The 15,716-nt window shown below is 42.4% G+C and carries 14 protein-coding genes and 4 pseudogenes; 9 read left to right on the forward strand and 9 right to left on the reverse strand.

Features of this window, described 5'->3' with window-relative positions:
- Nucleotides 1-470: 470 nt before the first annotated feature.
- The 5 genes from LBPC_RS14935 (at nt 471) to LBPC_RS00865 (ending at nt 4,614) form a co-directional block, all read left to right on the forward strand.
- A protein-coding gene (locus tag LBPC_RS14935; protein ID WP_392389504.1) for an IS5 family transposase occupies nt 471-1,258 on the forward strand; the annotation gives its coding sequence in 2 pieces (ribosomal slippage) (nt 471-762 and nt 762-1,258; 789 coding nt in all).
- Nucleotides 1,259-1,488: 230 nt separating this feature from the next.
- Entirely contained in the window at nt 1,489-1,917 is a 429-nt protein-coding gene (locus tag LBPC_RS00850; protein WP_016384013.1) for an SMI1/KNR4 family protein, read from the forward strand.
- Between the two features lie 273 nt (nt 1,918-2,190).
- Nucleotides 2,191-2,559, forward strand: coding sequence for a YxeA family protein (locus LBPC_RS00855; RefSeq protein ID WP_003662076.1), 369 nt, complete (start codon nt 2,191-2,193; stop codon nt 2,557-2,559).
- 76 nt (nt 2,560-2,635) lie between these two features.
- Entirely contained in the window at nt 2,636-3,286 is a 651-nt protein-coding gene (locus LBPC_RS00860; RefSeq protein ID WP_003601979.1) for a recombinase family protein, read from the forward strand.
- A gap of 152 nt (nt 3,287-3,438) precedes the next feature.
- Nucleotides 3,439-4,614, forward strand: a complete 1,176-nt coding sequence (locus tag LBPC_RS00865; protein WP_001748085.1) for an IS256 family transposase — start codon at nt 3,439-3,441, stop codon at nt 4,612-4,614.
- Between the two features lie 179 nt (nt 4,615-4,793).
- Here the strand turns inward: LBPC_RS00865 and LBPC_RS00870 are convergent, their stop codons facing one another.
- Together LBPC_RS00870 and LBPC_RS16250 are read right to left on the reverse strand one after the other, a co-directional pair.
- Nucleotides 4,794-5,303, reverse strand: a complete 510-nt coding sequence (locus LBPC_RS00870) for an HdeD family acid-resistance protein (protein ID WP_016376044.1) — start codon at nt 5,301-5,303, stop codon at nt 4,794-4,796.
- 121 nt (nt 5,304-5,424) lie between these two features.
- Nucleotides 5,425-5,631 (reverse strand): annotated as a pseudogene (locus LBPC_RS16250) (IS30 family transposase); the annotation flags it as partial.
- Between the two features lie 59 nt (nt 5,632-5,690).
- On the opposite strand from LBPC_RS16250, the pseudogene LBPC_RS14950 reads away from it, so the two are divergent.
- The 3 genes and pseudogenes from LBPC_RS14950 to LBPC_RS00880 all read left to right on the forward strand — a co-directional run.
- A pseudogene (locus LBPC_RS14950) lies at nt 5,691-5,939 on the forward strand (transposase); the annotation flags it as partial.
- 111 nt (nt 5,940-6,050) lie between these two features.
- A complete protein-coding gene (locus tag LBPC_RS00875; RefSeq protein WP_041091334.1) occupies nt 6,051-6,971 on the forward strand; it encodes an IS30 family transposase in 921 nt (306 codons plus the stop codon).
- 33 nt (nt 6,972-7,004) lie between these two features.
- Nucleotides 7,005-7,532, forward strand: a pseudogene (locus LBPC_RS00880) (IS5 family transposase); the annotation flags it as partial.
- Here the strand turns inward: LBPC_RS00880 and LBPC_RS16255 are convergent.
- From LBPC_RS16255 to LBPC_RS16870, 7 genes and pseudogenes are all read right to left on the reverse strand, one after another.
- Nucleotides 7,531-7,647: pseudogene (locus LBPC_RS16255) on the reverse strand (TetR/AcrR family transcriptional regulator); the annotation flags it as partial. The pseudogenes LBPC_RS00880 and LBPC_RS16255 overlap by 2 nt on opposite strands.
- A gap of 199 nt (nt 7,648-7,846) precedes the next feature.
- Nucleotides 7,847-9,295, reverse strand: coding sequence for an MFS transporter (locus tag LBPC_RS00885; protein ID WP_003663116.1), 1,449 nt, complete (start codon nt 9,293-9,295; stop codon nt 7,847-7,849).
- 241 nt (nt 9,296-9,536) lie between these two features.
- A complete protein-coding gene (locus LBPC_RS17195; RefSeq protein WP_225349873.1) occupies nt 9,537-9,800 on the reverse strand; it encodes a hypothetical protein in 264 nt (87 codons plus the stop codon).
- 362 nt (nt 9,801-10,162) lie between these two features.
- Nucleotides 10,163-10,711, reverse strand: coding sequence for a hypothetical protein (locus LBPC_RS17200; protein WP_003663119.1), 549 nt, complete (start codon nt 10,709-10,711; stop codon nt 10,163-10,165).
- Nucleotides 10,704-11,339 carry an ABC transporter ATP-binding protein gene (locus LBPC_RS00900; protein WP_025375935.1) on the reverse strand — a complete coding sequence of 212 codons (636 nt, stop codon included), beginning with the start codon at nt 11,337-11,339 and terminating at the stop codon, nt 10,704-10,706. Before LBPC_RS00900 ends, LBPC_RS17200 begins: the two co-directional genes overlap by 8 nt.
- Before the next feature lie 600 nt (nt 11,340-11,939).
- A complete protein-coding gene (locus LBPC_RS00905; protein ID WP_003663123.1) occupies nt 11,940-12,212 on the reverse strand; it encodes a hypothetical protein in 273 nt (90 codons plus the stop codon).
- 599 nt (nt 12,213-12,811) lie between these two features.
- Nucleotides 12,812-12,958, reverse strand: coding sequence for a hypothetical protein (locus LBPC_RS16870; protein WP_003562847.1), 147 nt, complete (start codon nt 12,956-12,958; stop codon nt 12,812-12,814).
- Nucleotides 12,959-13,217: 259 nt separating this feature from the next.
- On the opposite strand from LBPC_RS16870, the gene LBPC_RS00915 reads away from it, so the two are divergent.
- Entirely contained in the window at nt 13,218-15,599 is a 2,382-nt protein-coding gene (locus tag LBPC_RS00915; protein WP_003562849.1) for a phosphoketolase family protein, read from the forward strand.
- Nucleotides 15,600-15,716 lie beyond the last annotated feature (117 nt).

The following is a 15,716-nucleotide window of genomic DNA, read 5'->3' on the forward strand; positions in this document are numbered from 1 at the left end:
TACGCCTACCGATTGAAGCATGCAATCTACAAAATGTAGATCATGCCCAAAAAATGGCCTAAAAAATTTCGCGGAAATTGATGATAATATCCAGTTATACGGCGCAGTATATTGAGAAAAAGAAAAGTATCTCCGTTTAAGAAAGTTAGGATTCGGTAAAATCAAGTGACGAGTTCAAGCTGATTTTTGCCAGTTGAACCAGTATGATGATTGATAGAAAGAACAAGAGTTTGATATTAGAAAAGAGGGACGGTATGGCACCATACACGATTGAATAAATAAGCGCGCCCAGTCGCGAACAATTGGATCAAATTATGCGGTTATGGTGGCAGGGGAATTTACAGGCCCACCAGTTTATTCACGCTGAATATTGGAAAAGTAATGCTCCTCTGGTGCGCCCTTTAATTCAGAACCTGTCTAGTATCTGCTGAATCTGGTAGAATTGTGGAAAACCGACTGAGGAGTTTGTCATGCCAGATTATCCAAGCAATATTTCTCGAGCGCAATTTGCGTTAATACAACCTGATTTAGAAAACTTCCGCAAGCATACAAGACCGCGTCGTTATGATCTTTATGACGTATTCAATGCCATCCTTTACTCGCTTACTACAGGGTGTCAATGGCGTGAATTACCGCACGATTTCCCGGAATGGCACACTGTCTACCGCTATTACGATATGTGGCGAGATAAACCAGACCCGACAGCTGATTCGCTATTAGAAAGGCTTTTAAAAAAACTGTTGCTTCCTATCGCTTTGCATAGGGCCGATCGGCCCGAACGTCGTTTGTGATTGTTGATGCTCAAAGTGTTAAAACCACTGATTTAACGAAAAATAGTGGCTACGATGGCGGCAAAAAGATTTCAGGGATTAAGCGTCATATGGCGTTTGATATTAATGGTTTACCACAAGCCATTCTCGTGACACGAGCTAATGTATCAGATCGTTCAGGTGCATTGGCTATGCTTAGTTTGGCTAGCCAAAATTTAGAGCTGGTTCAGCATGTCATGGTTGATGGTGGCTACACTGGCAATGACTTTGCGGATCAGGTGAAGCTCATTTTGAATGCTAAGACGACGGTAGCTAAACGCAACGAGTTGCATACGTTCACGGTGTTACCGCAACGATGGATCGTTGAACGTTCATGGAGTTGGCTAGACAAATGTCGGCGACTTTGGAAAAACTGTGAACGTGCCCTTAACAGCAGTCTTCAAATGGTTGTATTGGCCTTCCTGAAGATAGTTCTTAAAAGATACTAGACAGGTTCTAAGTCTCCCGTTTGGACAACGCAAGACCGGTATCTATATATCAAGACCTTTAGTGAAACTTATGGAAATCAATCAGCAGACTTTTGGAATACTCGAGAAGTGCACCATATTCGGCCAAGAATTTATGGTGGTAGCAATGAATTTAACAATTTGATGCCGATATTAGCACCAAATCATAGGCTAATTACGTCATGGTTTAATAATTATTAGGGGGAGCATGTTTGGAATCATTAATTCGACGAAGGATGCAATCACTAAAGAAACTGACGGATAATGGCAAAAAAACAATCTCAATCATTCAGTTACAAGGTTATGTACAAAATGTTTCTTTTAAATTTGAGGAATCAGCGAACGTTGTTGAGTTAGCAAGACTAAAGAACCTTAACTTGCCAACAGATTATATTGAGTTTCTTTCAATTTCGAACGGAATGTTTCTATTTTACACAGAAATATCAGGTTTCCCGATGGGATATGCCAGTGAAGTGTATTCAATTGACAAAGTGATTGCTGAGCGGAAGGCATTGCCCAAAAGTTTTAATAATATGATCCCGATTATGCATATTAGAGATGTTGGTGACATGTATATTAACGAGGAACAGCGCAGACTAGGTAAACCGTATTTAACATATTGGATTGAAGTCAATATTTGAGACAGATTTTAAGAGACATTCAGAACCGCGTTTACCTTCCACAGCTCAAATAAATCATTAATCGCGATTAATAACTTATTTGAAACCTGGAAAGCATTAAATCAGGCGGCCATTTGGCTCGTAAGTGTTGCAATTTCAACTTGTAAGGGGGTCTGGTAGCCCAGTGGTTTAAAATAAACACGAATTCAATAAAGCATTGATAGCTATCAGCCAATCACAACATGTGGGTCTTATATATCTTTAGTTTAAAAGAACGTCATAGGAGATGCTAGTATGAATGAAGATCGCAAGGAACGACTATGGGTGACATCTTTTTTTGCAGCTTTTGTGGCTACAATTATTTTTTCTGTTGGTATCACTAAGTATCAATATGATGGTCATTCATATTACATGAAGATTGATAGTCAGCCTATTATTTCAAACGTTGAAGTACCTGTTGGAATATCAATTCAAGGATATACTTACCAAGGTACTGCTAAGGATGCGCAAGGAAAAATAAGGAGTTTTAAATTAAGCACAGGTGAACACGATATTGGGCCATTTAAGGCAGGACAAATTATAAAAATTAATGTCAATAGAAAATATGGCATCGTTGATTATCAAAGAGTAACTACAAAAGAAACACCGGTCAAGGCACGTTAGGGTGTAACCCTATTGTAGCTAAAGAGAGAAGGGAGTATTATTAGTTACATATAAGTGACCCGGAGGTGATCTAGAATTGTCTAAAATCGGTTATGCGCGTGTTAGTACGCGTGATCAAAATCTGGCGCGTCAAATTGAACAGCTACATGATGCCGGTGTTAATAAAATCTTTCAAGAGAAGCTTTCAGGTAAAAATGCCGATCGTCCTCAACTGAAAGCAATGTTAGACTATATTCGTGATGATGATGAAGTAGTGGTACTGAGCCTTGATCGACTTGGTCGCAATTCTCATGATTTGACTGACATCATCGAAACCATTCGGCATCGTGGAGCTCAATTGAACGTTCTAAATCTACCTAGCTTTGCAAGTATTGAAGATCCTAACCTTCGTAACTTGATTACGACAATTATTGTCGAACTATATAAGTATATTGCTCAAGAAGAGCGCGAAACTATTAAGATACGGCAACAACAAGGCATAGAAATTGCCAAACGCCAGGGCAAATATAAAGGCAAAATTCGCGAATATGGTCCTCATTCACCTAATCGTCAAAAACGCTATATTTATAAAGAAGCCTGTCGCCTTTTAAATAGGAAGAAAGACGGAGATGAAACTCTGACCAAGCGACAAATTGCCCGCATGTTAGGTATTGCACCAGTAACCTTATATCGCATCGAAAAGTATCAGGCAGAAGATCTAGCAAATGTTCCCCGTAGTGAGAGGTAAACATCATGATAGATTTAAGGGGCAAACGAATTCTCGAGAGCGTAAAATATCTTGTGTAAATGCATAAAAGATTTCTGAATTGTATAGAAATAGGGAATGCCTTCCCTTATGATATTTAGTAACCACAGAAAACATCACAGGAGGCATTCCCCATGAATGAACTTACCACAGAAATTATCGCTGCACTAGCCCAAAAGCAAGATTTGGACGAAGTTTTTCGTCACCACCTCGAAATTGCGATTAACCAGCTGCTTCAAACCGAATTGGCAGAGTTTTTGGGTTACGAACGCTACTCATACGCTGGGATTAACACTGGTAATAACCGCAACGGCAGTTATGAGCGCTCGTTTGATACGAAGTACGGCCAACTTAACTTAACCATTCCTCGAGATCGCAATGGCCGGTTTGAAAATCATACCTTGCCAGCCTACGGTCGGCACAGTGATAATTTAGAAACAACGGTCATTCAGTTGTATACCAAGGGAATTACCACTGCTGAAATTGCCGAACTCATTGAGAAAATGTACGGTGCTCACTACTCCAAAGCCACGGTTTCCAACATGACTAAAGCCGTCAATGAACAGGTTCAAGCTTTCCAGCAACGTCGACTGGCTTCACAATATGCGGCCATCTTCTTAGATGCCACTTACTTGCCGTTAAAGCGGGATACCGTTCAAAAAGAAGCCGTTCATATTGCAATTGGCATTCGTCCAGATGGTACGAAAGAAGTGCTGAACTACCAAGTGGCGCCAACGGAATCGACTGGAATCTGGACTGAACTGCTGGGAACCTTGATCAAGCAGGGCGTTAAAGATGTGCTGTTGTTTGTGGCCGATGGGTTAGTTGGTTTGGATGAAGGCTTGAATCGGCATTTCCCTAAAGCCAAACGACAACGTTGCCTGGTTCATGTTGGGCGGAATCTGATGAACAAAGTTCGCGTAAAAGACCGCAAGGCCGTGATCAGTGACTTTAAACAAGTTCATCGGGCCGCCAACCGTGAAGCAGCCGAACTGAAACTGAATGAGTTCGCCAACAACTGGCATCAGACCTATCCCAAATTAATCAAAGATCTGCTTAAAATGCCGAATTTACTCACTTTCATGGACTTTCCACCAGCTATCCGGCAATCACTATACTCCACTAACCTGATTGAGAACTTTAATAAGCATCTCAAGCGCACCACCCACCACAAAGAACAATTTCCAACGGAAGATTCACTGGATCGCTTCCTGGTTTCTCAGTTTAATGTTTATAACGAGAAGTCTCTGAAGCGGATCCACCGAGGGTTCCAAGGACTCCAGGACACCTTGGAAGCATCATTTATTTAAGTTAGATACATATTATATGTACGAAGGCATTTCATTTACACAAACTTCTTGACACTCCCAAAAACTCATCTCCTAAAACGACTTAGCTTTTAAAGTCATCAATGTTTGGACTTATTCCCGTACACAGAATCGAACTGCGTCTAGTCACCAGAACGGGAAGCGGCATTTAATTTAGTAAATTAAATTGAGTGAATAATCGCACTAATCCCAGTAATCATAAAGAATAATCCTACTAGGTAATAGATTGATAAGATTGAAAAGGCGGGATAAATCAATAAAAGAACACCTAAAATAATGCCAATTACGGATAAAATCACGTCAACCATAAAATACTTTTCGTTAACTAACTTGATAATGTTCGAAAGCCATAACGATATTATTGAATCCATCAAGAACATAATTGCAAACGAAATTGCAACAAATAGAATGCCAAACTTTCCGTTGAACAACATTAAAATTCCGATAATAATGTCAACGACCGCGTTAAAAACGACCCATCCAGAATTTTCTAAAGCACCTCTAAGAACGGTTAACTTGTAAATCCCGGACAAAATTGCGGTAATTGCTGCAATAACGACTACCGCACTGAAGGTTGCTAGGGGATTTCTTAAAGAAATGACCGCAACGAAAATACTTAAGATCCCGACGACAAACATAAATGGGTCAAATCTGTCCAATAACTTATTCATATAAAATTCCTCCCAATAATGTACAGCTTTTATAGACATCAGATTGTTGGTCGTAAATTAAATAATGCTATAAAAATTGATTTCGGTGTAATTTTACATTTGTGGGTGGTAGGTTGCAAATTTAATCCGAATTTTTGGACAAATTTGTCAGCATAACCTGATACGGTGTTTGCCAGTCGAGTATTTTAAGCGGTCGCTGGTTAATTTGGAGTAACGTCGTCGTTAAATCTTGAGCACTAATGTGCTCAAAACGAGTCCCTTTAGGATAAAAATAACGTAAATTCCGATTAAAGCGTTCATTACTAACACGTTCAGCTGGAGTATAAGAACCTGTCTAGTATCTGCTGAATCTGGTAGAATTGTGGAAAACCGACTGAGGAGTTTGTCATGCCAGATTATCCAAGCAATATTTCTCGAGCGCAATTTGCGTTAATACAACCTGATTTAGAAAACTTCCGCAAGCATACAAGACCGCGTCGTTATGATCTTTATGACGTATTCAATGCCATCCTTTACTCGCTTACTACAGGGTGTCAATGGCGTGAATTACCGCACGATTTCCCGGAATGGCACACTGTCTACCGCTATTACGATATGTGGCGAGATAAACCAGACCCGACAGCTGATTCGCTATTAGCCTAGATTGCATAATTAAAGTTACCACCCAGAAAATGTGAAAAAAGACCTGTCCGTTCTTGCTAAAATGGTGTTTGCATAACATACCATCTAGAGAGAAGGACAGGTCCCATGGCCATTATAACCTTAATTGAACGATCTCAGATAGAACTGATGCAACACCACACGATTCAATACATCGCCGCGACCTTAGGCCGCTCTCGTATTTCTATTAGGCATGAGCTTCACCGTTGCCCTGAAGGTGATTACTGCGCCATTATAGCTCAGGATCATGCCGATACTTGTCGGCATCGTTGTGGTCGGCACTCGATTTTAACGCCTAAGTTGAAGCGGATGGTAACTGAGAAGCTAAACCTAGGTTGGTCCCCTGAAATGGTCGGTTATGCCGTTCACTGTGCGCCACACACGATTTACCACTGGATTTATCAAAGACAAGTCGATTTTCAGCCAAGCCAACTCTTTGATCACGGTAAACGTCATAAAAGAAGACAAGACCTTCGGTCGCGCTATAACCAAGCAGTAGGCACCTCAATTGAGATTCGCAGTGAGTCAGCTAATCGGCGAACCGAAAAAGGACATTTAGAGATGGATACAGTTCGCGGTGGTCGCGGGTCAAAGGCTGCTGTTTTGACCATTGTCGATCGGGTGACACGTTTAATGGCGACAACTAAGCTTGAAAACTTATCACAAAATGCTGTTCTCAAGGGATTTGCAAGACTGATGGTGGACTTTCCGGGTCCGGTTCGATCAGTGACGGTTGATCACGGTAAAGAGTTTTCCTGCGATCAGGCGCTTACAAAGCGCTATCGGATACCGGTTTACTTTTGCCACGCCTATCACCCGAATGAACGGGGCACAAATGAACGGTTCAATCGAGAACTTCGCTACTATTTCCCGAAGGGAACACAGTTTGATCAGGTTTCAGAGACCGATATTCAACAAGCCACAGCGCTTATCAATAACAAACCTAGAAAATGTCTCCGTTGGCAAACCCCAGTTCAAGCAGTGTGCAAGCCTCTTTCTAGGTGGTAACTTTATTATTGCAATCTAGGTAGAAAGGCTTTTAAAAAAACTGTTGCTTCCTATCGCTTTGCACAGGGCCGATCGGCCCGAACGTCGTTTGTGATTGTTGATGCTCAAAGTGTTAAAACCACTGATTTAACGAAAAATAGTGGCTACGATGGCGGCAAAAAGATTTCAGGGATTAAGCGTCATATGGCGGTTGATATTAATGGTTTACCACAAGCCATTCTCGTGACACGAGCTAATGTATCAGATCGTTCAGGTGCATTGGCTATGTTTAGTTTGGCTAGCCAAAATTTAGAGCTGGTTCAGCATGTCATGGTTGATGGTGGCTACACTGGCAATGACTTTGCGGATCAGGTGAAGCTCATTTTGAATGCTAAGACGACGGTAGCTAAACGCAACGAGTTGCATATGTTCACGGTGTTACCGCAACGATGGATCGTTGAACGTTCATGGAGTTGGCTAGACAAATGTCGGCGACTTTGGAAAAACTGTGAACGTGCTCTTAACAGCAGTCTTCAAATGGTTGTATTGGCCTTCCTGAAGATAGTTCTTAAAAGATACTAGACAGGTTCTTAGCCAGTGTCTGGAAGGTGAGCTCACGAATACCATCACGGGTCACCATCACCCGGGCAGCGGCGAGCACTTTTTCACGATCCAAAATACGATGTTTGATAGCCATGCGACCTCCTTGAGTTATCTATATTACGTTAGACGAATATACGCCGATGATTTGAAGAATGCAACCTACAGATTGTAGATTGTCAAAAAATAGGAGTAATCAGACGTGTGGTGTTGCATGTGCGTGGCTGTTGAGTTGATCTGCGTGCACGAAAAAACCGCACCCAAATGTTGGATGCGGCTGATCATTTAACGGCGGTTTATTGAATGACGTGGCGATTAGGATCGCGCAAATTGAGGATAAACACAAGCACCATCACGATGACCACCATCACGAAAACACCGTGTAAGCCAGTGAGAATGGTGGCAGCTACCTGAGGATCGTGGCTTTTGGCGGCAGCATTAGCACTAATCGCGGCATTGACAGCTTTAAAAGTGGTACCGTGCAAATTAGCGCGAATCACGAGCGTCAAAGTGGCACCATAGATACCGGTCATCAAAGTTTGCCCGAGCGAACGGCCAAGGGTTAGGATGCTGGTGGCGGAACCAACGTATTCTTTGCCAACAAGATGCTGGCTCAAAACGGTATTCATACTGATCACAATGCCCATCACCGTGCCGTTAATCATGGCAATGACATAAAAAGCCCAAACCGGAAAATGCGGGGAAGCAATGGTGAGCAATAAGTAAGCTAAGGTCAGAATGGCGACGAGCCAAAGTGTCATGGTTCGCGGCACAAAGCGTTTGATTAATGGACCGACCAAAAATGAAGAGGCGAGCCAAAGGACAGAACTCGATGTCACAACTAAACCAGCTGTTGTCGCGCCGAGATGATACAACGACTGAAGCCAGATCGGGAAGTAAACTTGATAGCCAATCAAGACACCGCTAAGTAACAAGGCAGTTAAAATTTGCACTGTGAACGTGAAGTTATGAAACATTTTCGGCGCGATGAGCGGATCGGGGGCTTTCTGTTCTTGATGGTACAATAGCAAGCCAGCCACAAGTGCCAGCACTAATAAAACGCCAGCGAGCACTGGTTGCCGATCCAGCGCCTGAATGCCAAGTAGAAGTGCAATCAGCGTCACCGCCAACCAAAGAATCCCTAACCAATCGATCGTGAGAACGCCGTGTTCACGACTAGGTTCCCGATAACCGATTTGAATAAGCAAAAAAACGAGAATACCAAGCGGCACATTAACAAAAAAGACCCAATGCCAAGACAATTGATCAACCAGAAAACCGCCAATTAGCGGTCCGACCAAGACGGAAAGTCCCCAAGCTGTGTTATTAAGCGCTAAGACATTCGCCCGATGAGCAAAATCATAATAATCAGCAATAATGGTAAATGTCAGCGGCATCACGGCGCCTGCACCGATACCTTGGAGTGCCCGCGCCAAAATGAGCAAGAAGATATGCGGTGCCAACCCGCTTAACAGGGTACCAAGCGTGAACAGTACCACGCCCCACTGAAAAATACCGCGCCTGCCAATTGTGTCAGCTAATTTACCATAAATCGGTGTGGTAATAGCGGTTGTGAGCAAGTAGGCACTCATGATCCAACTTTGATATGCCAATCCATGCAGGTCACTAATAATCGCTGGCAAAGCAGTTGTGACAATGGTAACTTCAACGGAAGTCATGAATGTGGCGATAAAAACCGCCGCCATGACAAGCCCGCGATTTTGAGGCTTTACTGATGTGGACATCTTGACATCTCCTTGATAAATCCATTTTACCAGTCAGGGTCAAGGATTTTTACTCAAACGAAATGATCGAGAGATGAGGAGGATCGGCCTTGGTAGCAATTAAGCACGTCCAAGGTTGCATCGACGTCGTTGTGATGCTGAAAATCCAGAGAATTAGTTTCCAAGAAGTCAGGTGTTGATGTGAAAGAAGAAAATGACAATCTGTGAATAAATCAGGATTTAATCCAATTTTAAAATGTCTTTACGAAACCATGCGATATTGCAATCGTCGAAGGTGAATCCGGCTAATGATAGTAATTAGACCGCCAATCACTGCAATCCAAAATATTAATACCCACATGCCTGTAGCAAAAGTTAACTGCTGATTACCGGTATCATGAGTTGCTTGCTTTGTAAGCACATTAATCGTATTGAAGTATGAGAAAGGTAATAGATGAACCATGTGACTGATTGGCTCAATCTTTAGTACGGAGAGACTAGCACCACAGAAGATGAGTACATTCATAAACATTGCTGCTAACCGATTTCGAATTAAATAAGTAATCAAATATACGCACATTGTCATGAAAATTATACATAAAAGCTGGAGAGGTAGTGATTGTAACAAGAGCGTTCGAACTGAGATGATATTTGTTGACGAACTGGAAACCATTACAATAGGATAGTCTAAACTACTTGAGCCGTTAATCATACTAGCGCCAACGAAACCAAGTACAAGACAGACCAGATAAATGGCAAATGCAAAAACAACTGAAAATCCGATTTTGGTGAAGATCAGCTTACTTCTGGATAACGGCCACATATCATCTAGATCAATATGGTCAATAAAGGTTTGTGTGAAGACTGATGTGAGCAAGGTGACCATGACTAAAACAACAGCAACAGGAAAGAGAACATCCACCATGCGTAAGGTGAATGGAAAGCCTTGTGTCTCCATTCCAACAACATCGGCCGTAAATTTAGCTTAATCAAGTGTTTGTATAAAGTTCTGGTAGCATACACTGAGGATATATAGTCAGGAGAAACCGATGAGGGATGATGCTTAATGGTTTGCATATCATTACTATTAATAATATGAAGTTGAACTTTAAGTGAGGATTGCCATTTTTGCTGCGTAGCTAATTCGAGTGAAAGCTTATTATCGGATCTAACTTGCTTAGCTTGCTCTCGGGCTCTGTATGGAATTTCACGATCCTTACTTGTTTTAGCCTCATTGATGTTTTTTGTATATACATCAATGAGTGAATTTGTTTCTTTAATATTCTGTTGAATACTTGCTTTGTATCCTTGCGTTTTGATGGTTGAAGTATTCATGATGAGCAAAAAAAGTGTGACGCCAATGAGGAGGACTACCGGAATAAGATTAAACTTGTTGCGGCATGTGGTTTTGATAATGAACTTTGAATAACTACCCATTAGTTTTTACTCCATCAAGAAAAAGGCTTGGATTCGTGATTGATAAGATGTGATCACATATATGAAAGACTTCATCTCCTGCATGTGATGAAAAAATGACCATTTTATTTTTCGCTCGAGCAGTGCTCAAGTAATTTAGAAAAGTAGCCACCGATTGTTTATCAAGCGCCAGCGTAGGTTCATCAAACAGCCAATAACGAGCGTTTGTGGCTTGATACATGCCCAATACGACCTTTTGTTTCATGCCAAGAGAGTACTTCTTAATAGGGCGGTTAATAAAGTCTTGCATCTGCCAAGTAGTTATTGCTTCTTCGATATGTTTAGGATCAGCCTTCCAAAGATGATTGATCAAATTTAGATAATCATACCCAGTTAAATTTGAATCTAGCCACGAAGAGTTCTCAAAGTAGAAACATTGTTCTTTGATGGAAGTTTGAGATGGAAGATCGCTAAAGCTGATGGTTCCACCGTCACTTTTTCGTAAACCAGCTAAAGAACGTAAAAGAGTCGATTTGCCACTGCCATTTGGCGCGGAAAGTCCATAGATTTTCCCAGTGCTCAGTGTAAATGAAGCATCGCTGATAAGTATGTGTTCTGCGACTAACTGAATATGTTTTGCAATAATCATATTGCCCCCTTGTGAGTCTTTGCGTGAGCTTATTATGGATAAAGGCATACCCGACACATTCTGATAATCAAGTTTTGAGTTCTACTTCATCCTCTAGTGGTAATATCGTCATTTAAATGACGAGGGACAACCCTCGTTTGAGAATAACTAAAAACTACAAAATTGGATCATCACAAAGTGCTTTTTTAAACGCTTATTTGTCTCTGACTTTTATAGCAGGTCGGGACTAAAAAATTGATGTTTTTTTTGCGGAATTAAAGCTTTCCCCGTAACATAAACCGCTCTCTATCGACAGGATTAGGGCAAACGTACACATCTTGAAATGCGAACGTTTGCCCTAAACGTGAATACTAGAATTGTCTTACACCAAATCACCTAAAGAGATTGACACGATTGAATTCTTTCGTCAAACGTTCTAGTTTGCGTACTGCCGTCATGCAAGATTCCTTGCGACCTGTCATGAAAAGGAATATTCAAGCGAAAGATCTCTAACAAACAGACGGTATAGTAATCCATCAAATAAAGATAAAGCCATTGATGGATACTCAATCAACGTGATGCTAGAAATCTTAAGTGGGCGCAATCTGTTTGATTAAGAAATTAGTAAATAACAAAGAAGGTGAGCCATCGATTATAATTCCATCCGTTCGGGCCCACAATTGTGTTAGTTGAGTATCTAACGTATTTGTTAGAAGCGACATTGATAGACTGATACTGGAAGTTACTTTTTGCCCCAGTAAAAATGTTCTGGTGATACCAAGTTTTGTATGGCAAAGTTTTTGCTTGTACAGTTTGTGTGTTCAGACCAAAGCTAAACATTCCTAATGTAACGGCCAATACACCAACTGCAAAAAAACTACTAATTTTTTTCATGACTATATCTCCTTAATTATTATGGGACTGTCAAGTAAACACTTTGTGCAGCTATCTTCAGATTTTTGGGTATCAAAAAACACCCGATTTCCGTCTCCTGATATCTTTGAAGCACAACCGGCAAGAACTCCCAAAAGAAAAAGGATTCGGGTGCACACACCATTAATATCGTATTAGTTCAAATAATCAGGGGCTTTTAAACGCTTCTCCTCCTCATAGAATTTAAAAACATTTTGCACAACTTTATAATAAACTAATGGAGGTCATAAGTTAATAGCAATAAATAAATTGGAACCGTTTTTATTATGCTGACTGCTACTAATCTTGGCACCGTGGACACTGTGATGCGTGAATTCTTAAATTGTTCCATGAATTGACGTTACAAAAAACGCCTGACAGAAAGTGTCAGACGTTCACGTAAGCTTACCATGCTGCATGTTTGCAGAAGACCAAGATCATCTCGACGACCTTAACCTTCTATATAATCATCATGATGGTTTACCGAGGTGATCAAGCTAAAGGTGCAAAGCAAGACAAAGACGGTTCAGAACCAATCAAATTGTGACAATGCCAAACTATGTCATTTCCGAATGTTCAAACTAAAAGTCAGTCCAAGAATCTTTGTTGGCCGGTGCATCATCAGGTGAAACATACACGACGAGTTCATCACTAAATCGTTTGAGACAGTAAGCGGCGGCGCCAATCAGCGTCACGGCCATGACCGTTTTTAAAAGATGTTTGCCCATAAGTGACCTCCTTAGTTTGCCTTGATTAGGAACCATTCATCATTACCTTCATTCTAGCACGGTAATGTTCAGGATGAATCCAGTTTAGCAACGAGCGTTTTCAGAATAGTTTCTTAGTAGGTGTTGTGCACGCTAAAATCTGGTACAAACCGATTTTTCAAAATATTTAAGGCATTTTAAGTGAATTTAAGTCAAAGTAAGTGCTTTTTTCGAAATCTGTGTTATACTGAGGTCATTAAAATCGAAAGTAGGTATGAGCATGGATACAAAAGTAAAGACTGTTGATTACTCATCCAAGGAATACTTTGACAAGATGACCGCTTATTGGCGGGCAGCCAACTATATTTCAGTTGGTCAACTTTATTTGAAGGACAACCCGCTGCTGGAACGGCCGCTGAAGAGCGAAGACGTCAAGCCGCATCCGATCGGCCATTGGGGCACGATTGCTGGGCAGAACTTCATTTATACCCACTTGAACCGGGTGATCAATAAGTATGACTTGAACATGTTTTATATTGAAGGCCCGGGTCATGGCGGCCAAGTGATGGTTTCCAATTCCTATCTAGACGGTTCGTATTCGGAGATTTATCCGCGTGTGTCGCAGGATAAAGAAGGCATGAAGAACCTATTTACGCAGTTCTCATGGCCAGGTGGCGTTGCTTCACATGCGAGTGCACAAACGCCAGGTTCCATCCATGAAGGTGGCGAATTAGGTTATGCTTTGAGTCACGCAACCGGCGCGATTCTTGATAATCCTGAGGTCATCGCGGCGGTTGTCACGGGTGATGGTGAAACTGAAACCGGCCCATTGGCTGCATCATGGTTCAGCAATACGTTCATTAACCCAATCACGGATGGCGCGATTTTACCGATTGTGCATATGAACGGGTTTAAGATTTCCAACCCAACTATCTTGTCACGTAAGTCAGATGAAGATCTAGACAAATACTTCAGTGGTATGGGTTGGAAGCCATTCTTCGTTGAGGGCGATGATCCAGAGAAGCTGAATCCGGAAATGGCTAAAGTTTTGGATGAAGCAATTGAAGACATTAAGGCCATTCAGAAACATGCACGTGAGACCGGCGACACCACGATGCCACACTGGCCAGTGATTATTTTCCGGTCACCAAAGGGCTGGACAGGCCCGAAGAGTTGGAATGGCGAACCAATCGAAGGTTCCTTCCGTGCGCACCAGATTCCAATTCCTGTCGACGCTGAAGATATGGAACACGCTGATTCCTTGGCAGGCTGGCTGAAGTCCTACCATCCAGAGGAACTGTTCGATGAAAACGGCAAGTTGATCCCTGAATTGGCTGCATTGCCGCCAAAGGGTGAGCAGCGGATGGCTGCTAACCCAATTACGAACGGTGGGATTGATCCGAAGCCGTTGGTATTGCCAGATTATCGCAAGTATGCGCTGGACAATAAGGAACACGGCAAGCAGATTAAGCAAGACATGATCGTGTGGTCTGATTATCTGCGTGATTTGATCAAGCTGAATCCGCATAATTTCCGGATCTTTGGCCCTGACGAAACCATGAGTAACCGGTTGTATAGCTTGTTTGAAGTGACCAACCGTCAATGGCTGGAACCAATCAAGGAACCGGCTGACCAATATTTGGCACCGGCTGGCCGGATTATTGACTCGCAGTTGTCCGAACATCAGGCGGAAGGCTTTAACGAAGGCTACACGTTGACCGGCCGTCATGGCTTATTCACCAGTTACGAAGCTTTCCTCCGGGTCGTCGATTCCATGCTCACTCAGCACTTCAAGTGGATTCGGAAGGCACATGAAGAACCATGGCATAAGGCTTATCCAAGTCTGAACGTGGTCTCAACATCGACTTCCTTCCAGCAGGATCACAATGGTTACACCCATCAGGACCCAGGTATTTTGACACACATGGCTGAAAAGAAGGCTGAATACATTCGCGAGTATCTACCAGCTGATGCCAACAGCTTGCTGGCCATTTCTCCGAAGTTGTTCAGCTCACAAAATACCGTGAACGTGCTCATCACATCCAAGCAGCCGCGGCCACAGTTCTATAGCATTGATGAAGCCACTGTTTTGGCTAATTCCGGCTTGAAGCGGATTGATTGGGCTTCCAATGATGATGGCGTCGAACCAGATGTTGTCATTGCCGCTGCCGGAACCGAACCAAACATGGAAAGTCTTGCTGCCATTAACTTGCTGCACGACGCCTTTCCAGATTTGAAGATTCGCTTCATTAACGTGGTTGACCTGCTGAAGCTGCGCAGTCCGGAAATCGATCCGCGCGGTTTGAGTGATGCTGAATTCAACAGCTACTTCACCACCGACAAACCGATCCTCTTCGCTTATCATGGCTTTGAAGGGTTGATTCGCGACATCTTCTTCACTCGCCCGAATCGCAATGTGCTGATTCACGGCTATCGTGAAGAAGGTGACATTACCACACCATTTGACATGCGGGTACTCAACGAACTTGACCGTTACCACTTGGCCAAGGATGTTATTCAGCATGTGCCAGCTTACGCTGAAAAGGCTGCCGCGTTTGTTCAGAAGATGGATGATACCTTGCAATATCATCATGACTTCATCCGCGCAAACGGCGATGATATTCCAGAAGTTCAGGAATGGACCTGGAAACCAATTAAGTAACTTCAGTTGTCTTTCAAACACTTCTGCTTGCGCAGGGGTGTTTTTTTTGTGCCGGACTAGCAAGTTGGCGATGGCGCGGCGATTCACGAAATTCACATATTTAAAAAGTGGGACGTG

The organism is Lacticaseibacillus paracasei subsp. paracasei, assembly GCF_000829035.1.
Taxonomy (GTDB): Bacteria; Bacillota; Bacilli; order Lactobacillales; family Lactobacillaceae; genus Lacticaseibacillus; species Lacticaseibacillus paracasei.